This window comes from Xanthomonas arboricola pv. guizotiae, from assembly GCF_002940205.1.
Taxonomy (GTDB): Bacteria; Pseudomonadota; Gammaproteobacteria; order Xanthomonadales; family Xanthomonadaceae; genus Xanthomonas; species Xanthomonas arboricola_C.
In genome coordinates this window covers 1-20,546 of sequence record NZ_MDSK01000050.1, presented here as the reverse complement: position 1 = coordinate 20,546, position 20,546 = coordinate 1, and the positions used below count along the sequence as shown (strand labels likewise).

At 65.2% G+C, this 20,546-nt stretch carries 17 protein-coding genes and 1 pseudogene; 7 read left to right on the top strand and 11 right to left on the bottom strand.

Features of this window, described 5'->3' with window-relative positions:
- The 3 genes and pseudogenes from XarbCFBP7408_RS20395 to dnaG all read left to right on the top strand — a co-directional run.
- Nucleotides 1-92 (top strand): annotated as a pseudogene (locus XarbCFBP7408_RS20395) (IS5-like element ISCARN85 family transposase); the annotation flags it as partial.
- A 169-nt stretch (nucleotides 93-261) separates the two neighbouring features.
- A complete protein-coding gene (locus XarbCFBP7408_RS20390; protein WP_102580517.1) occupies nucleotides 262-1,212 on the top strand; it encodes a YihY/virulence factor BrkB family protein in 951 nt (316 codons plus the stop codon).
- Between the two features lie 111 nt (nucleotides 1,213-1,323).
- Nucleotides 1,324-3,072, top strand: coding sequence for a DNA primase (gene dnaG / locus XarbCFBP7408_RS20385; protein WP_104564492.1), 1,749 nt, complete (start codon nucleotides 1,324-1,326; stop codon nucleotides 3,070-3,072).
- A 286-nt stretch (nucleotides 3,073-3,358) separates the two neighbouring features.
- Here the strand turns inward: dnaG and XarbCFBP7408_RS20380 are convergent, their stop codons facing one another.
- Nucleotides 3,359-4,570 (bottom strand): lipase family protein, encoded by a 1,212-nt coding sequence (locus tag XarbCFBP7408_RS20380; protein ID WP_104564491.1) that lies wholly within the window; start codon nucleotides 4,568-4,570, stop codon nucleotides 3,359-3,361.
- Nucleotides 4,571-4,901: 331 nt separating this feature from the next.
- Here XarbCFBP7408_RS20380 and XarbCFBP7408_RS20375 point away from each other — a divergent pair, with 331 nt between their 5' ends.
- Nucleotides 4,902-5,906: a bile acid:sodium symporter family protein gene (locus tag XarbCFBP7408_RS20375; RefSeq protein ID WP_181107034.1), complete on the top strand. Its 1,005-nt coding sequence runs from the start codon at nucleotides 4,902-4,904 to the stop codon at nucleotides 5,904-5,906.
- A gap of 205 nt (nucleotides 5,907-6,111) precedes the next feature.
- The gene (locus XarbCFBP7408_RS20370) at nucleotides 6,112-7,686 is read left to right on the top strand and encodes a thioredoxin family protein (protein WP_104564490.1); all 1,575 of its coding nucleotides are present in this window, start codon (nucleotides 6,112-6,114) and stop codon (nucleotides 7,684-7,686) included.
- Between the two features lie 354 nt (nucleotides 7,687-8,040).
- On the opposite strand, the gene cyoE is transcribed toward XarbCFBP7408_RS20370, so the two are convergent.
- The 4 genes from cyoE to XarbCFBP7408_RS20350 are packed head-to-tail and all read right to left on the bottom strand — an operon-like array spanning nucleotide 8,041 to nucleotide 11,442.
- Complete coding sequence (cyoE, locus tag XarbCFBP7408_RS20365) at nucleotides 8,041-8,937, bottom strand: heme o synthase (protein ID WP_104564489.1); 897 nt, start codon at nucleotides 8,935-8,937, stop codon at nucleotides 8,041-8,043.
- Between the two features lie 2 nt (nucleotides 8,938-8,939).
- Complete coding sequence (locus XarbCFBP7408_RS20360; protein ID WP_104564488.1) at nucleotides 8,940-10,103, bottom strand: COX15/CtaA family protein; 1,164 nt, start codon at nucleotides 10,101-10,103, stop codon at nucleotides 8,940-8,942.
- A gap of 10 nt (nucleotides 10,104-10,113) precedes the next feature.
- Entirely contained in the window at nucleotides 10,114-10,689 is a 576-nt protein-coding gene (locus tag XarbCFBP7408_RS20355) for a hypothetical protein (protein ID WP_104564487.1), read from the bottom strand.
- Nucleotides 10,690-10,716: 27 nt separating this feature from the next.
- Nucleotides 10,717-11,442: an SURF1 family protein gene (locus XarbCFBP7408_RS20350; RefSeq protein WP_104564486.1), complete on the bottom strand. Its 726-nt coding sequence runs from the start codon at nucleotides 11,440-11,442 to the stop codon at nucleotides 10,717-10,719.
- Nucleotides 11,443-11,502: 60 nt separating this feature from the next.
- Between XarbCFBP7408_RS20350 and XarbCFBP7408_RS20345 the strand changes: the two genes are divergently transcribed.
- Complete coding sequence (locus XarbCFBP7408_RS20345) at nucleotides 11,503-11,721, top strand: twin transmembrane helix small protein (protein WP_006449736.1); 219 nt, start codon at nucleotides 11,503-11,505, stop codon at nucleotides 11,719-11,721.
- Between the two features lie 94 nt (nucleotides 11,722-11,815).
- On the opposite strand, the gene XarbCFBP7408_RS20340 is transcribed toward XarbCFBP7408_RS20345, so the two are convergent.
- From XarbCFBP7408_RS20340 to XarbCFBP7408_RS20315, 6 genes are read right to left on the bottom strand one after another with little or no spacing between them, the layout of a single operon-like run.
- Nucleotides 11,816-12,691 carry a cytochrome c oxidase subunit 3 gene (locus XarbCFBP7408_RS20340; RefSeq protein WP_104564485.1) on the bottom strand — a complete coding sequence of 292 codons (876 nt, stop codon included), beginning with the start codon at nucleotides 12,689-12,691 and terminating at the stop codon, nucleotides 11,816-11,818.
- Between the two features lie 39 nt (nucleotides 12,692-12,730).
- Nucleotides 12,731-13,327, bottom strand: a complete 597-nt coding sequence (locus XarbCFBP7408_RS20335; RefSeq protein ID WP_104564484.1) for a cytochrome c oxidase assembly protein — start codon at nucleotides 13,325-13,327, stop codon at nucleotides 12,731-12,733.
- Complete coding sequence (locus XarbCFBP7408_RS20330) at nucleotides 13,324-13,497, bottom strand: hypothetical protein (RefSeq protein WP_104564483.1); 174 nt, start codon at nucleotides 13,495-13,497, stop codon at nucleotides 13,324-13,326. The genes XarbCFBP7408_RS20335 and XarbCFBP7408_RS20330 overlap by 4 nt, the downstream gene beginning before the upstream one ends.
- The gene (gene ctaD / locus XarbCFBP7408_RS20325; RefSeq protein WP_104564482.1) at nucleotides 13,478-15,082 is read right to left on the bottom strand and encodes a cytochrome c oxidase subunit I; all 1,605 of its coding nucleotides are present in this window, start codon (nucleotides 15,080-15,082) and stop codon (nucleotides 13,478-13,480) included. The genes XarbCFBP7408_RS20330 and ctaD overlap by 20 nt, the downstream gene beginning before the upstream one ends.
- Nucleotides 15,083-15,121: 39 nt before the next feature.
- The gene (gene coxB, locus XarbCFBP7408_RS20320) at nucleotides 15,122-16,072 is read right to left on the bottom strand and encodes a cytochrome c oxidase subunit II (protein ID WP_104564481.1); all 951 of its coding nucleotides are present in this window, start codon (nucleotides 16,070-16,072) and stop codon (nucleotides 15,122-15,124) included.
- Nucleotides 16,073-16,088: 16 nt separating this feature from the next.
- Nucleotides 16,089-16,565, bottom strand: a complete 477-nt coding sequence (locus tag XarbCFBP7408_RS20315) for a DUF2244 domain-containing protein (RefSeq protein WP_104564480.1) — start codon at nucleotides 16,563-16,565, stop codon at nucleotides 16,089-16,091.
- A 289-nt stretch (nucleotides 16,566-16,854) separates the two neighbouring features.
- On the opposite strand from XarbCFBP7408_RS20315, the gene putA reads away from it, so the two are divergent.
- Nucleotides 16,855-20,055, top strand: a complete 3,201-nt coding sequence (gene putA, locus XarbCFBP7408_RS20310) for a bifunctional proline dehydrogenase/L-glutamate gamma-semialdehyde dehydrogenase PutA (RefSeq protein ID WP_104564479.1) — start codon at nucleotides 16,855-16,857, stop codon at nucleotides 20,053-20,055.
- The last annotated feature ends 491 nt before the right edge of the window (nucleotides 20,056-20,546 follow it).

Here is a 20,546-nt window from a genome sequence, read left to right as displayed (position 1 = left end):
GCCGGATTTTCACGCGCTTCGAGAAGTTGGACGTCATGTTCCTTGGATTCCTCAACTTCGTCCTGGTCGTTGATGGGCTTCGGATGTGTTAACATGCCCTAGCAGCACACGCGCAACATCCAGCGCACGCTTTCACCCGATCTTTGAACGGCCCCTGTTAGAACACCTTCGCCAGCGCAGGTCCGGGTGAAGCATTCCGCATGCCGGCTTCGCCTTACGACGCCTGCGCGCACAACGGTATGCCCAAGGATTCCCCCGCCGGTGACGAAGCTCTCAACCGAACACTTGCAGAAGCATCTGAGCCGCCTGCAGCGCAGCCTGCCGATGGCACTGCTCAATCGCTTTCTCGAGATCGACGTGATGACGCAGGCCGCGTCGCTGTCGTTCTATGCCTTGCTGTCGCTGGCACCGCTGCTGGTGCTGCTGCTGTGGCTGACCGCATCGCTGTATCCGCCTGCGCAGGAAGCGCTGGTGCAGCAGATCGCGCAACTGGCCGGCGGCAGCGCGGCGGAAGTGGCCGACACGGTGATCCGCAATGCCACCGATCAACCCGGCGTAGGCTCATTGGCCGGACTGTGGAGCACGTTGCTGTTGTTCATCGGCGCCACGGCGGTGTTTGCGCAGTTGCAGAACGCCCTCAACCTGATCTTCCGCACCGACAAGCAGCGCCTGGAAGGCCTGATGGCGTGGCTGAAGAAGCGCGTGTTCTCGTTCGGCGTGATCCTGGCCCTGGGCTTCTTGTTGATCGTGTCGATGATTGCCACCACTGCGTTGCAGGTGGTGTTTGCACGGCTGCCATCGGTGCTGCCGGCGATCGGCTACATCACCACCCTGGCGCTGTATTCGCTCGCCTTCGCCTTTCTGTATCGCTATCTGCCCGATCGCACCGTCAACTGGCGGCAGGCCTTCGTCGGCGGCGTGATCACCGCGCTGTTGTTCGCACTGGGCCGCTATGGCATCGGCCTGTACATCGCCAAGGCCGCGCCTGGCAGCGCGTACGGTTCGATGGGCACGTTGGTCATCCTGCTGGTGTGGATGTACTACGCCTCGGTGGTGTTCTTCGTCGGCGCCCTGTTGACCGCGGTGATCGACGAGCGCGTGCGCTCGCATCGCAAGCTGCGCGAGGCCGGCGTGGATACGGACAACCTGCCGCCGGTTGCCGCCGAACCGGATGCCACGCTGCAGCCGCCGGAAGCACCGACGCGCAGTTGATTGCGCATGCTGCACCTGGCGCGGCGCGTGCCCGGGCGGCATACGCCGCTTCGCTGAGGGCCCTCGCTCACTGAAATCGGCGCGCGCCGGCGGCTGCGATATCCTAGCGGGATGGCCCGCATCCCCGACGCATTCATCGACGAACTGCTTGCACGCACCGACATCGTCGAGGTGGTGGGCGGTCGCGTGCCGCTCAAGCGTCAGGGCAAGGAATACTCGGCGCGCTGCCCGTTCCATGACGAGCGCTCGGCCTCGTTCACGGTCTCGCCGACCAAGCAGTTCTATCACTGCTTCGGCTGCGGCGCGCACGGGACCGCAATTAGTTTTCTGATGAATTACGACCGCCTCGAATTTCTCGATGCGGTCGACGAGCTGGCCAAGCGTGCCGGCATGGACATCCCGCGCGAGACCCAGCAACGCACCCCGCAGCAGCAGGACGACAGCCGCGAGCTGTATTCGGCACTGGACGCGGCGACCAAGTTCTTCCAGCGTCAGCTCGAGGGCAGCGAACGCGCCCGCGACTATCTGGACGGCCGCGGCGTGGATGCCGACAACCGCGCGCGTTTCCAGATCGGCTACGCGCCCGATGGCTACAGCGCACTGAAGGACACGCTGGGCACCGATGCGCGCCGCATGAGCGTGCTCGAACGCGCCGGGCTGTTTTCCAAGAACGATCGCGGCCATGTCTACGACAAGTTCCGCGACCGGGTGATGTTCCCGATCTTCGACCGCCGCGGCCGTGTGATCGCCTTCGGCGGACGCATCATGGGCGCGCCGGCCGACGGCCGCGACCCGGGGCCGAAGTACCTCAACTCGCCGGAAACCGCGCTGTTCCACAAGGGCCGCGAGTTGTACGGCCTGTGGCAGGTGCGCCAGGCCAATCAGAAGATCGAGCGGCTGATCGTGGTGGAAGGCTATATGGACGTGGTCTCGCTGTTCCAGTTCGGCGTCACCCAGGCGGTGGCCACGCTGGGCACGGCAACCACGCCCGAACATGCCGAGCTGCTGTTCCGCAACGCGCCGGATGTGTATTTCTGCTTCGACGGCGACAACGCCGGCCGCAAGGCCGGCTGGCGTGCGCTGGAATCGGTGCTGCCGCGCATGAAGGACGGCCGCCAGGCGTTCTTCCTGTTCCTGCCCGATGGCGAGGACCCGGACAGCATCGTGCGCAAGGAAGGCGCGCAGGCCTTCGACCAGCGTCTGGCACAGGCCACGCCGCTGTCGCAGTTCTTCTTCGACGAGATGTCGCGGCAGATCAACCTGCACACGCTCGATGGCAAGGCGCGGCTGGCCGAACGCGCCAAGCCGATGCTGGCACAGATCCCCGAAGGCGCGTTCGGCGAGCTGATGAAGCAGGAGCTGTCGCGGCTGACCGGCGTGGGCGCCAGTCAAGCGACGCAGGCGTCCGCCGCGCAGGCACGACCGCCTGCGCGCATCGGCGCGCCCGCGCAGAAACGCAGCCTGGTGCGCGCGTCGATCGCGATCCTGCTGCAGCGGCCGTCGCTGGCGATGAGCCTGGAGGGCGACCACGATTTTTCCGGCCTGCGCCTGCCCGGCATCGAGCTGTTGATGGAACTGCTGGCACTGGTGCGGCAACGCCCGGAAATCAGCACCGGCGCACTGCTGGAACACTTTGCCGAGCGCGACGAACAGGCCGCGCTGCAGAAACTGGCCGCACAGGCATTGCCCGGCGACGAACACAGCTGGGCGATGGAACTGCATGACGTCGTCGCGCAACTGGACAAGCAATTGCTGCGTCAGCGCCTGGACGAACTGCAGGACAAGCAGCGCGCGCAGGGCCTGGACGACACCGACAAGTACGAATTGCGCGAACTGTTCAAGGCGCTCGCCGCGTTGTAATGCGGATTGGCGCGAGCGGATCGGCTCACGCTGTCGTGGCGGACACGCATCGTAGACGGGCGTCCACGTTGCACGACACCATGGCCCAACTGGAGCGGTAACTGCTGCTGCAGCGCTTGGAAGAACTGCAGACCAGGCAACGCACACAAGCAATCGGCTAGACCGACAGGGCTGCGCGCACTGCCGCGCCTGCGTCCAGACACGCACCGGGCACCCGGCGCATGCTGTCAGACCAGCTGTTGCAGAGGCAGCCGGCCAGCCCTGGCCGCTGCATGCAGGCACGCGCTCATAGCTGCTTGAACAAGGTCTCGGCCATCGAGCCGAGCGCCGCGCTGACCGCGTCGATCTTGTCGGCATCGGCCAGTGCGGCCTGGCCGGCATGCGCGGTCAGCCGCTCGATCAGGGCATCGCGCGCGGGCGCGCCGTCGGCACTCTGGGTCTGCGGCGTACCGGACACCGGCGTGAGCCATGGGGCGATCAAGGCCTGATAGGCGGTGGTGTGCTGGGAAGCCATCTGCTCGAGAAATTGCAGGACCGTGGTGGGGGTGCCGGTGAGCGTACCAGTCAGCGGCTGGTTGGCGATCTGCCGGTAGTTCACCGTGGACGCCACCGCATTGGCGATGGCCACATCGACCAGCACATCGATCTCCCTGATCGGCGCATTCCCGTACAGCGTCTTGATCTGGCTGAGCATCGGCACGGTCCACGCATGCGGCACGCAATCGAGCGTGTTCCACAAGTCGGCATTCCAGATCTGGTACGGCGCCGCGCCCGGCGCTGGAGAGGGCAAGGCCTGTGCATACAGCGCGGCGAACCCGCCGTTGCCCGGCGTGGCGCCGGCGGTGGGATAGCAGTGCACGGCGCTGAAATTGTCCAGCTTGCCGTTGGTCTTCAACCAGGTCGCCAAGGTCGGCGACAGCGCACCGCCCAGGCTGTGCCCGGCAAAGATCACCGTCGCCGTGCGGCCATCCAGCCCTTGCAGGAAATCCAGCAGCGTGGTGTTGGGCGCCAGTGCGGTGGAGGGGCTGACCATGTTGAGCAGATGCCACACGCCGGTGGCGGCGCCCATCGAGATGACCGCCGAACCTGGCTTGACGGGTTTCTTCGCCGCAACCGGCGCGCTGCCGAGCAGCGGCGCGTAGGTCGCAAAATCCACCACCGAGGACACATCGAAGTCTTCGGTGAACCAGTCGTACAGCGACTCCGGATTGGTGGCGCTCAGCGCGACCACATACGCCTCGCCGATGCCCGGCATGGCCTCGGTATGGGCCACGTACATGGCATTGCCCGACAGCGACGAATCGGCCGCCTGCCAGACCTGCGGCCCCCACACCAGTTGCCAGTCGCCGATCCTGTCCTGGGTGTCGGCCGATGCCAGCGTCTGCAGCAACGTGGCCTGGTAGTCCGCCTGCAACGCCGGCTGACTGCCCCTGCGATCGCCCACCCAGTTGGCCAGGGCGGAAAGCGCGAAGGTCTGTTGATATTGGTCGTAGCGCATGGACTGGCTCCTTTCCTTAGGCCTTGCGTGGAAACACGGTCGAACGCGAGCGCGGTGCGCGGACACCGTTCGGGCACGGATGCGCGCGGCGTGGGCGTGTTCAACCGGAATCTAACAAAGGATGTGCGTGCCCGAAGCGCCCGCGCAGCGGAATCTCGACGCATCGCACGAAACGATCACCGCCCCGTCCGGCGCTGCAGGCAGGCGCAAGAGCACGCTGCTGCCGGAGCCGGTGCGAGCACGCATCCGTGCGCTGCGCAACCGACTCGCACGGTGCATGCAGGCCTCTACAATGGCACTCTGCAGGCAGACCTCCCCCTGAATACGCACGATGATCAAACACTGGCTGGCGCGGTTGCGCATTGATCCATTCACCCTCGCGCTGCTGTGCACGGTCACGCTCGCCTCGTTCCTGCCGGTCTCGGGCACCGCCGCAGCGATCATGGACGATGTCACCGACGTGGCGATCGCCGCGCTGTTCTTCCTGCACGGCGCGCGCCTGTCGCGCGAGGCGGTCAAGGCCGGCGCGCTGCATTGGCGCCTGCATCTGGTGATCCTGGCCTGCACCTTCGTGCTGTTCCCGCTGCTGGGGCTGTTGTTCAAACCGCTCGCGCATCTTGCGCTGACGCCGGAGCTGTATATCGGCGTGCTGTTCCTGTGCGCGCTGCCGTCCACGGTGCAATCGTCGATCGCCTTCACCTCGATGGCGCGCGGCAACGTGCCGGCGGCCGTGTGTGCCGCCTCGCTTTCCAGCCTGCTGGGGGTGTTTTTCACGCCGTTGCTGATGGGCGCCCTGGTCGGCAGCCAGGGCGCGATGGCGGACCCGGCGGGAGCGATCGGCAAGATCCTGCTGCAGTTGCTGGTGCCGTTCCTGGCTGGCCACTTCATGCGCCCGTGGATCGGCGGCTGGGTCGAACGGCATCGCGCCGTGCTGCGTTACACCGACCAGGGCACCATCCTGCTGGTGGTCTACACCGCCTTCAGCGCATCGGTGAACGAAGGCCTGTGGCAGAAGACGCCGTTGCCGGCCTTGCTCGCGGTGCTCGGTTCGGCCGCGCTGTTGCTGGCGGTGGCGATGCTCTCGATCACCTTCATTGCGCGGCGCCTGCGCTTCAACCGCGCCGACGAGATCGCGATCGTGTTCTGCGGCTCCAAGAAGAGCCTGGCCACCGGCGTGCCGATGGCCAAGGTGATGTTCGCCGGCGGTGGCCTGGGCGCGATCGTGTTGCCGATCATGCTGTATCACCAGCTGCAGTTGATCGTGTGCGCCTTTGTGGCTGCACGGTATGCGCGCAGTGCGCCGGAGCACCCGCAGCCGGAGACCGACCGCCGCTAGGCGCATTCAGCGCCCTTCAGTGGTGACCAATTGAGGACGTGCTCCTGCATCGCTGCCGATCCAACGGTGCGTACGGCGGGATGGCGGTTCGCATTGTCCGGCGTTTCAGCGATCAAATTTAGTGACAGTAGGCGCGCGCACGCGGCGGAGCCTGCAAAGGCTGCGCGACGCCGCGTTCGGGCATTCCTTCACGCAGAGGCTTTCCATGGCACTGTCATTTCGTTCACCATCCCCGGTGCTGATTGCGCTTTCTGCCGTACTCGCGACGCTGACTGCCTGCGACAAGCCGACTCCCGCTGCCATCAACGCGCCGCCAGCGGCCGCCGCACGCCCAGCCGTGCCGCCCAGCATTCATTGGCAAGAAGGCAAGCTCGAAGAGGCCTTCGAGGAAGCCAAAAAGACCGGCAAACCGCTGCTGCTGTACTGGGGCGCGGTGTGGTGCCCGCCGTGCAACCGGCTCAAGGCCACCACCTTCAAGGATCCGGCATTCATTGCGCAGGTCCAGCAGTTCGTGGCTGTGCATCTGGATGGAGACCTGGAAGAAGCGCAGGCGGCGGGTGAGCGCTTCGGAGTCAAGGGATACCCGACCATCATCATGCTGCGCCCGGACGGCAGCGAGGTCACCCGGCTGATCGGCGACACCACGACGGCGCAACTTATCGACAGCGTGCGCGCAGCGGCCCAGCTCACAACCAGCACCAAGCAGTTGCTGGAGTTGGCGATGAAGGATCCCGCCTCGCTCAAAGAGGGAGATTGGGCACTGCTCGCCGGCTACAGCTGGCTCTATGACAATCAACTCGTGGACGCCAAGCAGGCGCCCGGGGTCCTGGCAGCGTTGGCCAAGACGGCGCCGCAGCCTGCATTACAGCGGCAATTCGGCTTGTTGGCAGTTCTCGTCGCCCGGCGGAAGCCGGTCGCTACTCCGGCAACGCGTGCCTTGCTAAAAGCGGTGATTGCCGACCCGAGCGAAGTGCGGGCCAACCTGCATGTTCTGGTCCCCGGTGCAGCCACCCTGGTTGCCTCGGCAAGCGACGATGCGCGCGAGCGGGCCAGCCTCTCCGATGCATTCGATCAGGCATTGACGCAAGCCTATGCTGACTCCACGTTGCCGATTGTCGACCGGCTGCGCACTGCGTATGCGGTTGTCGCGCTCGCACGTTTGGCCCAGGGCCAGCCCAATGCTACCGACCATAATGGACCGCAGCCACCGCTGCCAGCCGCGGTGGTCAAGACCGTGCATCAGCGTGTGCAATGGGCGGTGGCAGCGGCCAGGACCGCAGAAGAGCGCCAATCCACCATCGAAAGCGCGGTCGACCTGTTGGTCGATGTGGGCGACAACCACGGCGCGGAACAACTGTTACTGGCTGAGCTGGAACGCAGCAAAACGCCCTCCTACTACATGCCTTACCTGGGCCACCTGGCCGAAGAACGCGGCGACCACACCACCGCGCTGTCCTGGTTCAAGAAGGCGTACACCACACCCGGCAGCGACGGGACGCTAGTGCAGCGGGGCATCCCCTATCTGGATGCCATGATCCGCCTCAGCCCGGACGATGCTGCAGGCATCGAAGCGCTCGCAGGCCAGGTGATCGGCGATCTGGCCAAACGTCCCAATGGTTACCTGCGCCAGAACCGCAGGCACTTCGACCCGGTTGGCGCATCGTTGCGGGCCTGGAGCAAGCAACACCATGCGCAGGGCAGCGCGGTGTTGGCCCGGCTGCGGCAGAAGGCGAAGACCACCTGTGGCGACAGGACCGACTGCACCGCCTGGCTGGGCTAGGTTGCGGTCGTCGACCTGCTCCATCGAGGCGTGCAATGGCACCAACCGGACCGTGACCGATGAGAACGCTTTGTCTGCTTCGAGAGCGCCACATCGCTCTCGAGCAGCATCGGCAACCAGCGCGATGCCGAGCGACTGCTGGCGGAATTGCCGCCTGGCAAAACCTACATCCGTGAGTGACTTGGCGACCGCGTTAACACCCTCAAGGCCCGCAGCAAGCACTTCACTAGGAGGGCAACGCGCTAGCACCCCGATTGCGTCAAAGGGAAAACCCTACCGGCAGCGACACGCAGACCAGCGACCGTACCAGCCAGTTGCGGTGAGACGCTGCAATCGGCGCTGCACCGGTCGCCGCTAGCGCACCCACGGCAGCAGCAGATGGTCGACCATCAGGAAGGCGAACAACGCCATCAGGTACACGATGGAATACCCGAACATCTTCATCGAAAACAATTCGTCCGGCGGGTTCAGCATGCGCCACGCATACCAGAGGAACACCGCATTGAGCACAACCGCGCCGCCCAGGTAGAACAGCCCGCTCATGCCCACCGCCACCGGCAGCAGGGTCACGATCGCCAGCAGCACCGTGTACACCAGGATCTGCTTGCGCGTATGCGGCACGCCATGGGTGACCGGCAACATCGGGATCGCCGCCTTGGCGTAATCGGCACGGCGGAAGATCGCCAGCGCCCAGAAATGCGGCGGCGTCCAGATGAAGATGATCAGCACCAGCAGCGAGGCGTTGATCCAGTCGGCGCTGGTCGGCAAGCCGGTCACCGCGGCCCAGCCCAGCATCGGCGGCGTGGCGCCGGCCAGGCCGCCGATCACGATGTTCTGCGAGGTCGCACGCTTCAGGTACACGGTGTAGATCACCGCGTAACCGATCAGCGACGCAAACGTCAGCACCGCGGTGATCACATTCACCCAGACCACCAGGATGGTCATGGAGATCACGATCAATACGCCGGCAAACAGCAGCACCTGCCACGGCCGCACCTTGCCCACCACCAGCGGCCGCCACGAAGTCCGCGCCATCTGCGCGTCGATCTTGGCGTCCAGCAACTGGTTGATCGCCGCCGCCGCCGACGCCGCCAGCCAGATGCCCAGAAAACCCAACGCACCGGTGCGCACCTGCACCCACGTCGGCACATCGGGGATGGCCAGGAACATGCCCACCAGGGCGGTGAACACGATCAGTGCCACCACCTTGGGTTTGGTCAGATCCCAGTAATCGCGTGCGCTGACAGCCATGCTCACTCCGGCGCGCGCAGCCGCGCCAGCAGCGAGACCAGCACGAACAACAGTGCGACCGCGCCGCCGTTATGCAGCACCGACACTTCCAGCGGCAACGCCAGCGTGACGTTGAGCATGCCCAGCGTCACCTGCACCGCCACCAGCACCGCCAGCGCACCGGCCCACACCCGCATGCCCGGCGAACGCGACAGCCGCCAAGCCAGCCACCACAGATACAGCGCCGTCGCAATCGCCCACAACCGGTGCGCCATCTGGATGGCGATACGCGCTGCGCCATCGAGCACACCGCCTTCGTAATCCACCCCGATCCCGCGCCACAGCGTGAAGCCTTCGCGGAAGTCATGCGGCGGCCACCACTGACTGACGCAGCGCGGGAAATTGTCGGCCGACCAGCTACCGCCGCCGCAGGCCAGCGCCGCGTAATTGGCACTGACCCAGCCGCCGAGGGCGATCTGCAGGCCCAGCACCGCCACGCCCGCACGCAGCAGCCACTTGAGCCGCGAGGCATCGGCCAGCGTGATCGGCAGATGGGTCGCGCGCCAGGCCATCCACACCAGCAGCGAGAACATCAGCATGCCGCCGAGCAGATGGCCCATCACCACGATGGGTTTGAGCAGCAGCGTCACCGTCCACATGCCCAGCAGCGCCTGGAAGATCACCACCGCCAGCGTCAGCACCGCCGCACGCGCCAGGTCGATATTGCTCCAGCGCAGCGCCGCCAGCAGCAGGATGGCCTCGCCGGCAATCGCCACGCCGAACGCCAGCGCGTGCCAGCCGGACATGTACAAAGGAATCGACAAGGCCACCAGCACCGCGGCAGAAACCACCTGGGCGATGCCCATGCGGCGGCGGCGCACCGCCAGCAACGACAGCACCAGCACCTCCACCCCGAGCGCGCCGGCCAGGAAGCGGTGCACCTGCTCGCGCCAGGCCTTGTGCGATTCCAGCGGCCGAATCTTGCTGGCCACATGCGTATTGGCTTCGTCGCTGGTCTGCGGCCAGGTGACGCGGCCGTAGCAGGTCGGCCAGTCCGGGCAGCTCATGCCGGCATCGGACAGGCGCACGAACGACCCGAACAGGATCGTGCTCGCAGTGAACAACGCAGCCAGCCAGGCCATGCGATGGAAGTGGCGGAACAATGCCGGTGGCGCAAACAGATTCATCGAAACGGGCTCACATCAGTTTCAGCAGCTTGACCAGATCGGCACGCAGGCCGGCCGGGTCGAACCCCGGGGCGTACCGCAGGATCACGAAGCCATTCGGGTCGATCACATACACCGGCACGCCGGCGGCGTCGTTGGCACGCGGCAGGCCCTGCCGCAGCCGCGCGTCGTCGCGCAGTACACGCAGGGCCGGCATCGGCGGCAGACCGGCCGGCGGGGCGCCGATCCACAACACCTCCACCTTGTCGGCGCGATGGCCGAGCAGCTGCCACACCTTGTCCAGTTCGGCCGCCAACATCACGCATTGCTGCGCGCAGCCGGCAGGCGGTGCGAGCGCAATCCGCCACACCCGTTCGGCAGGCGTCCAGGCATACGGCTGCCCGTCCGCGCGTACTGGCACCAACCCGCGCAGGTCGGCAGGCGGCTTCAGCAGTTCGCCGTGATTGCGCGTCGATGCCGGCTGCCATCCGGAGAAGCGCAGTACGCCGGCCAGCAACATCGAGCCGAAGAACAGCACCGCCAGGGCAATCAGCATCCTGCGGCCGCGTTTGACCGAATGCGGCGTGGCCGATGTGGAGGAGGTCATGCCGGCGATTTTCTCATGCCGCAGGCGTCAGTGCCCGCGTCGACGGCGGCGGCGCGCACGCCAGCTCAGCAGCGTCGCAGTGACCAGCACGGCCGCGGCCAGGCCGAACCATTGCACCGCATAACCCAAGTGCCGCGCGGGTGGCAGCGTGTTGGGCAGCATCTCCAGATCGCGTGCATAACCAACCGGCAAGGCCGGATCCAGGCGCAGGACCTGCGACGAAATGTCGCGCCTGCCAAACGCGCTGCGCAGGGCGCTGGCATCCAGGCGCGTGGCCAGCCAGGTCTGCGGCGCATCGGCGGCGGCCAACGCCGGCCCGATCGCAAGTCCGGCCGAGGGCGGCGCACTCAGCAACCCCTGCAGTGTCCGGGTGCCTTGCAGCGGCGTGATCGTCGGCAACTGCCGGTTGGCCGGCAACGGCAGCCAGCCCAGGTCGACCAGCAGCGCGACCGGGCTGCCTTGCGGCGCGGCAAGTTGATAGATCCGCACACCGGCGCGCCCTGCATGCAGCTGGTTGTCCAGCAGCACCTGCTGCGGCAGCAACCGCACCTCTCCACTCACCCAGGCCAGCGCATGCGGCGTGGCCAAGGCCTGCACCAGGGTCAACGGCGTCTGCCGCACATGCGCCGCGCGTTCCAGCAACGCCTGTTTGGCGTGCATGCGCTGTAGCTGCCACTGCCCAAGCGCCGCAAACCCCGCACTGACCAGCACGGCCAGACACCATCCCAACACCGCCGTGTGCTTGCGCATCATGACAAGCGACGCAAAAAGGCGTGCAATGCCGCTACCACGCCGACGACCACCGGGGCTGTTGTGAACGATTCGCTCAAGACGTTGCTGATTGTCGCCTTCCTGATCGTGATCCTGTGGAACCTGGGTGCGGGCCTGTACTACCTGCTCACCGACCGTGGCGAAACCAAGCGCACCGTCAACGCATTGACCTGGCGCATCGGTCTATCGGTCGCACTGATCGCCGTCGTGATCCTCGGCATCTACACCGGCTGGATCAAGCCGCATGGGCTCGGCCGCTGAGGAGCCGGGATTGGGGATTCGGCATTCGGGATTCGTAAGAGCAAAAGCGGATCGCTCTTGCGAATCCCGAATCACCAATCCCGCATCCCCGCCCTCAAAGCACGTACACGAACAGGAACAGCGCCAGCCACACCACGTCGACGAAGTGCCAGTACCACGCGGCCGCTTCGAAGGCGAAGTGGTTGTCGCGGGTGAAGTGCCCGCGTGCCACCCGCAGCCACATCACCGCCAGCATGATCGTGCCCAGCAGCACGTGCATGCCGTGGAAGCCGGTGAGCATGAAGAAGGTCGAGCCGTAGATGCCGGACCCCAGCGTCAGATTGAGCTCGGTGTAGGCGTGGATGTATTCCTCGGCCTGCAGGAACAGGAACACGCAGCCCAGCAGCACGGTCAGGCCCAGCCACAGCAATAGCGCACCGCGACGACCGCCCTTGAGCGCGTGGTGCGCAATGGTCAGGGTCACGCCGGAGCTGAGCAGGATCAGCGTATTGATCAGCGGCAGGCCCCAGGCCGGGATGGTCTGGAACTGCCCACCGATCGTGCCGGGGCCATTGGTCGGCCATGCAGCGGAATAGCCGTTCCACAGCAGCTCGTTGGTCATCACGCCATCGCCTTCACCGCCCAGCCAGGGCAGCGTCAGCACACGCGTGTAGAACAAGGCGCCGAAGAAGGCGCAGAAGAACATCACCTCGGAAAAGATGAACCACACCATCCCCATGCGGAAGGAGCCGTCCACCTGGCGGTTGTAGTGCCCGGCGTTGGATTCGCGGATGACATCGCCAAACCACATGAACAAGGTCGCCAGCAACATCGCCATGCCGACGAAGAACGTCCAGCGCCCCCATGCCGCATCGTTGAGCCAGCTGGCCACGCCGATCATCATCACGAACATCGCAATCGACCCGACAAAGGGCCGCTTGCTCTGGCTCGGGACGAAATACGCATCGGCGTTGGGACTATGGTCGGCCATGGCGTTGCTTCCGTGTCGGTGCTGCGTGTGGATGAAGGATCAAGGCGCCGCGCGCGGCGCGCTGGATGCGCCACCGCCCTGCAACTCCGAGGTCAGGGTGTCGTTGCGATAGAACGTGTAGGACAGGGTGATCGTGGTGACTTCCGGCGGCAGCGCCGGGTCGACGATGAAACGCAGCGGCATGTCGCGCGTTTCGCCGGCCTGCAAGGTCTGCGCGGTAAAGCAGAAACATTCGGTCTTGTTGAAGTATCCGGATGCACGCGCCGGTGCGACCGATGGCACCGCACTGCCGACCACTGCCCGCGCACTATCGTTGCGTGCGAAGTACAGCGCCTCATTGAGTTCGCCTGGCACCACATCCATCGTCATCTGCTCGGGATGGAAGGTCCACGGCAGCTTGGAATTGACCCCGGCATCGAACTCCACCCGTACCGTGCGTTTGCCAGCCCCTGCACTCGCGGCGGCATTGCCACGCGTACTGCCCGGTGCGCGCTCCATGCGGATGCCGAATACTTTTTCGCACGCGATGCGATACAGCGGCACCAGCGAAAAGGTCAGCACGAACACGCCCAACACCACGCCCAGCAGCTTGAACAGGCCGGCCGTCGGCGCGTGTGCGGGCGCGCGCGCACTCACCGCCCGATGACTCCCGACGCGATGAAGCCTGCATAGATCAATACTGCGATGATACCCACCGTGATCGCAGTGCGACGCACAGCACGGCGCTGCTGCGCCTGCCGTTCGGCTGCAGAGAGCAGACGCGTCACCGCCGGCTCCGAGGCCGACTCAGTGACCGATGTCTTCATGCGCAAGATCTCCAGGCTTGATCACCGGCGGCACGGTGAAGGTATGCGCCGGTGCCGGCGACGGCACCGTCCACTCCAGTCCCTTGGCGCCTTCCCAGGCACGTGCGTCGGCCTTGGCGCCGCTGCGCAACGAGGCGAGCAGGATGCCGGCCATCAGGAAAGGCGTGGCGAACATGCCGAACGCGCCGATCGAGCTGATCAGGTTCCAGTCGGCGAACACCACGTTGTAATCGGGGATCCGCCGCGGCATGCCGGCCAGGCCGAGAAAATGCTGCGGGAAGAACAGCAGATTGACGAACAGCATCGTCCACCAGAAATGGAACTTGGCCCAGGTCTCGTTGTACATCCGCCCGGTCCACTTCGGCCACCAGTAGTACACCGCCGCAATCAGCGCGAACACCGCACCGGTGACCAGCACATAATGGAAATGCGCGACCACAAAATAAGTGTCGTGATACTGGAAATCCGCCGGCACGATCGCCAGCATCAGGCCCGAAAATCCGCCGATGCTGAAGAGAATCACGAACGCCACCGCCCACAGCATCGGCGACTCGAACGTCAGCGAGCCCTTCCACATCGTGCTGACCCAGTTGAACACCTTCACCCCGGTCGGGATGGAGATCAGCATGGTGGCGAACATGAAGTAGATTTCGCCACCGAGCGGCATGCCCACGGTGAACATGTGGTGCGCCCACACGATGAAGCTCAGGAACGCGATCGCCGCGATCGCATACACCATCGCCTGGTAGCCGAACAGCGGCTTGCGGCTGAAGGTGGGGATGATCTCGCTGACCACGCCGAACGCCGGCAGGATCATGATGTAGACCTCCGGATGCCCGAAGAACCAGAAGATGTGCTGGTACATCACCGGGTCGCCGCCGCCGGCCGCATTGAAGAAGCTGGTACCGAAGAACTTGTCGGTCAGCAGCATGGTCACCGCACCCGCCAGCACCGGCATCACCGCGATCAGCAGGAAGGCGGTGATCAGCCAGGCCCAGCAGAAGATCGGCATTTTCAGCAGGTCGATGCCCGGCGCGCGCATGTTGAGCACGGTGGCGATGATGTTGATCGCGCCCATGATCGAACTGACGCCGGCCACATGGATCGCAAACACGCTGAAGGCCACGTTGTAGCCGCCCTGCAGCGACAGCGGCGGGTACAAGGTCCAGCCGCCGGCCGGCGCACCGCCGGGCAGGAACAGCGTCAGCAGCAGCAAGGTAAACGCCACCGGCAGCAACCAGAACGACCAGTTGTTCATGCGCGGCAACGCCATGTCCGGTGCGCCGATCTGCAACGGAATCATCCAGTTGGCCAGGCCGACGAAGGCCGGCATCACCCCGCCGAAGATCATCACCAGGGCATGCACGGTGGTCATCTGGTTGAAGAATTCCGGCTTGACGAACTGCAGCCCGGGCTGCATCAGTTCAGCGCGGATCACCACGCTCATCGCCGCGCCGATGATGAACATCACGAAGGAAAACAGCAGATACAGCGTGCCGATGTCCTTGTGATTGGTCGAGAAAAACCAGCGCTCGACGAAACCGGGCTGGTGGTGTCCGTGGTGATCGACTGCGGTATGCGCCATGACGGAACGACCTCTACGAAGCGGTGCGGTTGCGGGCGATTAAAGAGCGGCGGTCGGTGCGGCGGCTGGAGCAGGTGCGGCGGCTGGAGCGGCCTCGCCGGCAGGCGGTGCGGCAGGTGTGGACGCCGGCGCCGGGGTGCCGGCCGGTGCGGCAGGCGCTGCGCTGGCACTGCGACGGGCCGCCAGCCAGCGCTGGAATTCGGCCTTGGGCAGTGCCTCCACCACGATCGGCATGAAGCCATGATCCTTGCCGCACAACTCGGCGCACTGGCCGCGATACACGCCCGGCTGTTCGATATTGGTCCATGCCTCGTTGACGATGCCGGGGATCGCGTCCTGCTTCCAGCCAAGGGCCGGCACCCACCATGCATGGATCACGTCGTCGGCGGTGATCACGAAACGGATCTTGGTACCGACCGGCAGCACCAGGCGGTTGTCCACGTCCAGCAGATAATGCGGTTGCGATGCAGCGGTCGGACGCTCGCCACTCTGGCGGATGCGGTCGGATTCGCGCGCCAGCCGGCTGGTGAACTCCACGCCCTGGCCCAGATATTCGTATTTCCACATCCACTGGTAGCCGGTGACCTTGACGGTCATTTCCGACTCGCGGGTGTCGTACATCGCAATCAGCTTGGCCGTCGCCGGCCAGGCCATTGCGATCAGCACCAGCACCGGGATCACCGTCCACAGCACCTCCGCCGTGGTGTTGTGGCTGAATTGCGCGGCCACCGCGCCCTTGGACTTGCGGAACTTGAAGATCGCATAGCCCATCGCACCGAATACCAGCGCGCCGATCACCACGCAGACCCACAGCGCCACCATGTGCGCCTCATAGGCCATGCGCGCGGTCTGGGTGACCCCGCGGCCCATGTTGAGCTGCCATTCCTTCGGGTCGGCCGATTGCGCCCAGGCAACCGAAGCGCTGGACAGCGCCACCGTCGCCGAAGCCAATTTCGAATACGTCGCCTTCCAGCTGCTGCGTTGCGTCATTGCCTAGACCCTTACGTCATCGGTGACGGCCATTGGCGGCCGCGAGCAAGCGTTTCAGCGTAGTTGCCAGTTCCACACGTTCGGCCGGCCCGAGAAAACTTCCGATCTCGATCTGCTTGCCGCTGCTGACCAGCACCACCCTGTCGTCGCGTTCCATGCATAACCGCACCCAATGCGGATGTGCCTGAAACGCCGGTGGCGCGCGTCCGGACGGAAACACCTGGACAACGGTCTCTCCTACCTGGATCGCTTCTTCGCGCTCGCCACTTCGCCACAACTGCCGTAGCGCCAGCGCCACCACACCACTGTGCAACAGGGCGAACACCGGCGCGAACGCATTGCCGGTCCACCACCCCAGGCCCGCAGATACCCACATCGTTCCCGCCAATACTGCGAACAGCTGCACGAATTGCCTGGCCGACAATGCCCGCTGAGGCCGCAACCGCAACTGCGTCCCGACCCCTTCGGACATCAACGGCAGTACTTCGATCATTGGCAACACGCAGCGCACTGCGGGAACAGCCCGATGGTAGACCCGCACGAACGCATGCGGCAAGCGTTTCCGGCAATCATTGGATTGCTGCAGTGCAACTAAAAACACGCGTAAATCAATCACTTCCCGGTGCACGTGCCGATGCCTGCGGCTGCAGCCGGCAAGAATCCAGTCCATTCGGGGCTGCACCGGCCCCGTGCACAAAACGGCGGAAAAGTTGCCGCTTCCACACAAGTGCGCAGGGGCTGCGGCTCTCTAGAATGAGCACGGATTCCCAGGCACCCTTCGCATGAACGCTCAGCTCGACCCGCTTGCCTCTCCCTCGGTTGCGCGCCCGCTGCTGGCGCCCGAGCTGCCTGCCGCACCCGGCGCATTGCGTGCGGCGATCACCGCCGCCTGGCTCAAGGACGAAACCGAGCACGTCCGCGAATTGCTCGACCAGGCGCGTCTGCCCGCCGCCGAGCAGGCCAAGGTGCAGGCGGTGGCCGCCGATCTGGTCACCCGCGTCCGCGCACGTGCGCAGGACCAGGGCGCGATCGAAGCCTTCATGCGCCAGTACGACCTGGGCAGCGAAGAAGGCGTGCTGCTGATGTGCGTGGCCGAAGCGCTGTTGCGCATTCCCGACCAGGACACCGCAGACAAGCTGATCCGCGACAAGCTCGGCGATGCGGACTGGAAAAGACACGTCGGCGGCAGCGACTCGGTGCTGGTCAATGCATCGACCTGGGGCCTGATGCTCACCGGCAAGCTGGTGCAGCTCAACGACCTCACCCGCGCCGACGTGCCGGGTGCGTTCAAGCGCCTGATCGGCCGCGTCGGCGAGCCGGTGATTCGCCTGGCGGTGCGCCAGGCGATGAAGATCATGGGCCACCAGTTCGTCATGGGCCGCACCATCGGTGAAGCCCTCTCGCGCTCGCGCAAGGGCGGCAACGCCGATTACCGCTATTCGTTCGACATGCTCGGCGAAGGCGCATTGACCATGCAGGATGCGCAGCGCTATCTGCAGGCGTACCGCGATGCCATCCACGCGATCGGCCGCAGCGGCAGTTTCGTCGGCACCGATGTCTTTGCAGCGCCCAGCATCTCGATCAAGTTGTCCGCGCTGTATCCGCGCTACGAACATGCCAAGCGCGCGCGCGTGATGGCCGAGCTGGTGCCGGGCGTGCTCGAGCTGGCGCAACTGGCCAAGTCCTACGGCATCGGTTACACCGTCGATGCCGAAGAAGCCGACCGTCTGGAGCTGTCGCTGGACATCATCGAGGCCAGCTTCTCCGACCCATCGCTGGATGGATGGGAAGGCTATGGCCTGGCGGTGCAGGCCTACCAAAAGCGCACGCCGTACACGATCGACTTCCTCGCCGATCTGGCCCGCCGCGTCGGCCGTCGCATTCCGGTGCGTCTGGTCAAGGGCGCTTACTGGGACGCGGAGATCAAGCGCGCGCAGATCGAAGGTCACCCCGGCTATCCGGTCTTTACCCGCAAGCAGAATACCGACGTGTCGTATCTGGCCTGCGCGCGCCGCATGTTCGCGCACAGCGATGCGCTGTATCCGATGTTCGCCACGCACAACGCGCAGACCATTGCGGCGGTACGCGCAATCGCGCCCAACAAGAATTACGAACACCAGAAACTGCATGGCATGGGCGATGACCTGTATGCCGAAGTGATTCCGGCCGATCGCCTGGGACTGCCCTGTCGCGTGTACGCCCCGGTCGGCTCGCACGAGGATCTGCTGCCGTACCTGGTGCGTCGCCTGCTCGAGAACGGCGCCAATTCCAGCTTCGTCAATCGCATCACCGACGAGGACGTCGCCATCGAAGACCTGATCCGCGATCCGGTCGAAGCGGTGTCCTCGTTCGGCTCCATTCCGCATCCCAAGATTCCGCTGCCCACCGATCTGTTGCGCAGCCAGAACCAACACAGGAAAAACTCCATGGGCGCCAATCTCGCCAACGACAACGATCTGCGGCAGCTGGCCGAGCAACTCAATGCCGCCATCAAGCCGTGGAAGGCCACCCCACTGGTGCCCGGCGCGGTGATCAGCACGCAGAGCGAGGCGGTGCGCAACCCGGCGGACCGACGCGAAGCGGTCGGGCACTGGCAGCCGGCCGATCCGGCCACCGTGCAGACCTCGCTGGCAACCGCCGCTGCCGCGCAGCCGGCCTGGAACCGCACGCCGGCGGCCAGCCGCGCCACCATCCTGGAGCATGCCGCCGACCTGCTCGAAGCACGCATGCCCGAGTTCATGGCGATCTGCGTCAAGGAGGCCGGCAAGACCCTGCCCGACGCTGTGGCCGAAGTGCGTGAGGCGGTCGACTTCCTGCGTTACTACGCAGCCCAGGCACGCGCGCAGTTCGGCGCACCCGAGCGTCTGCCTGGGCCAACTGGCGAATCCAACGAACTGCAGCTGCACGGCCGCGGTGTCTTCGTCTGCATCAGCCCCTGGAACTTCCCGCTCGCCATCTTCCTCGGCCAGGTCGCCGCCGCATTGGCGGCCGGCAACAGCGTCATCGCCAAGCCTGCAGAGCAAACCAACTTGATCGGCTACGCCGCAGTGAAGCTGCTGCACGAAGCGGGTATCCCCGAAGCGGTCGTGCAGTTCCTGCCGGGCGACGGCGCCACCGTCGGTGCCGCGCTGACCAATGATCCGCGCGTGGCGGGCGTCGCCTTCACAGGCTCCACGGAGACCGCACGCGTCATCAATCGGACCCTGGCCTCCCGCGACGCCGCGATCGGCGTGCTGATTGCCGAAACCGGTGGCCAGAACGCGTTCATCGCCGACTCGTCCTCGTTGCCGGAAGCGGTCGTCAAGGATGCGATCTCCAGCGCCTTCATGTCCGCCGGCCAACGCTGCTCGGCGGCCCGCGTGCTGTTCGTGCAGGACGACATCGCCGACAAGGTCATGACCATGCTGGCCGGCGCGATGGGAGAGCTGAAGATCGGCGATCCTGCGCTGCTGTCCACCGATGTTGGCCCAGTCATCGACGCAGATGCGCTCAAGATCCTCGACGATCATGCGGCGCGCATGGATCGCGAAGCCCGCCTGATCGGCACCACCACCCTGGATCCCGCCACTGCCAACGGCAGCTTTTTCGCCCCGCGTGCGTACGAGCTAGCCTCGCTCGCGCAGCTGCAGCGCGAAATTTTCGGACCGGTTCTGCATGTCATCCGCTGGAAAGCCGACCAACTCGACGCCGTCATCGATCAGATCAATGCCACCGGTTACGGCCTGACCCTGGGCGTACACTCGCGCATCGACGAGACCATCGATCGCATCACCACGCGTGTGGCGGTCGGTAATGTCTACGTCAACCGCAATCAGATCGGCGCGGTGGTCGGCGTGCAACCCTTCGGCGGCCAGGGCCTGTCAGGCACCGGCCCGAAAGCCGGCGGCCCGCACTACCTGCTGCGCTTCGCGACCGAGAAGGTCGTCACCGTCAACACGACGGCCGCAGGCGGCAACGCCTCGCTTCTGACGCTGGGCGACTGAGAGCCGGCCTACATCGTCTCAGGCATCTCTTGGCTAGCTGAGGAAAACAAGAACCCCGCATCGCGGGGTTTTTTTGTTGTGCCGAGATGCCCGCACAAGGTGCTGTGCCCGTACATCTGCAGTGCGCAGAAGCAAGCGGTAGGTCATTGCCGCACAACAGTATCGCTGCCAGCACCCACCTCTCGGCATCGACGTGAAAGTCAGGGGACAGAGGTGAGAAAGAAGCTCAACCTTGGACCGTGTCAGTGACCTGCGTAAACCCATGCGTCAGGTACTGCGTTACATGTCGATGAGCCCCCCGATCACAGCGTGGCGCTGCGCCGGAGCGGATCGATATGGTGGCCAACGGCGATAACTCTATCTTAGCGGCTGCAGTTGATGAGCTTCCAGCTCGTGTTGAACCGCCCCGGGATTCCCGGAGGCTCCAACTCTTGAGAGGATGGAGTCATGAGCAAAGCAATGAAGTATTCGCCAGAGGTCCGAGAGCGAGC

Bases quoted from the DNA above. Each gene is read 5' to 3' on its own strand.
- dnaG (WP_104564492.1), top strand. From the start codon at position 1,324: ATGGCCCGCATCCCCGACGCATTCATCGACGAACTGCTTGCACGCACC.
- XarbCFBP7408_RS20380 (WP_104564491.1), bottom strand. From the start codon at position 4,570: ATGCGCTACGACCAATATCAACAGACCTTCGCGCTTTCCGCCCTGGCC.
- XarbCFBP7408_RS20375 (WP_181107034.1), top strand. From the start codon at position 4,902: ATGATCAAACACTGGCTGGCGCGGTTGCGCATTGATCCATTCACCCTC.
- XarbCFBP7408_RS20370 (WP_104564490.1), top strand. From the start codon at position 6,112: ATGGCACTGTCATTTCGTTCACCATCCCCGGTGCTGATTGCGCTTTCT.
- cyoE (WP_104564489.1), bottom strand. From the start codon at position 8,937: ATGGCTGTCAGCGCACGCGATTACTGGGATCTGACCAAACCCAAGGTG.
- XarbCFBP7408_RS20360 (WP_104564488.1), bottom strand. From the start codon at position 10,103: ATGAATCTGTTTGCGCCACCGGCATTGTTCCGCCACTTCCATCGCATG.
- XarbCFBP7408_RS20355 (WP_104564487.1), bottom strand. From the start codon at position 10,689: ATGACCTCCTCCACATCGGCCACGCCGCATTCGGTCAAACGCGGCCGC.
- XarbCFBP7408_RS20350 (WP_104564486.1), bottom strand. From the start codon at position 11,442: ATGATGCGCAAGCACACGGCGGTGTTGGGATGGTGTCTGGCCGTGCTG.
- XarbCFBP7408_RS20340 (WP_104564485.1), bottom strand. From the start codon at position 12,691: ATGGCCGACCATAGTCCCAACGCCGATGCGTATTTCGTCCCGAGCCAG.
- XarbCFBP7408_RS20330 (WP_104564483.1), bottom strand. From the start codon at position 13,497: ATGAAGACATCGGTCACTGAGTCGGCCTCGGAGCCGGCGGTGACGCGT.
- ctaD (WP_104564482.1), bottom strand. From the start codon at position 15,082: ATGGCGCATACCGCAGTCGATCACCACGGACACCACCAGCCCGGTTTC.
- coxB (WP_104564481.1), bottom strand. From the start codon at position 16,072: ATGACGCAACGCAGCAGCTGGAAGGCGACGTATTCGAAATTGGCTTCG.
- XarbCFBP7408_RS20315 (WP_104564480.1), bottom strand. From the start codon at position 16,565: ATGATCGAAGTACTGCCGTTGATGTCCGAAGGGGTCGGGACGCAGTTG.
- putA (WP_104564479.1), top strand. From the start codon at position 16,855: ATGAACGCTCAGCTCGACCCGCTTGCCTCTCCCTCGGTTGCGCGCCCG.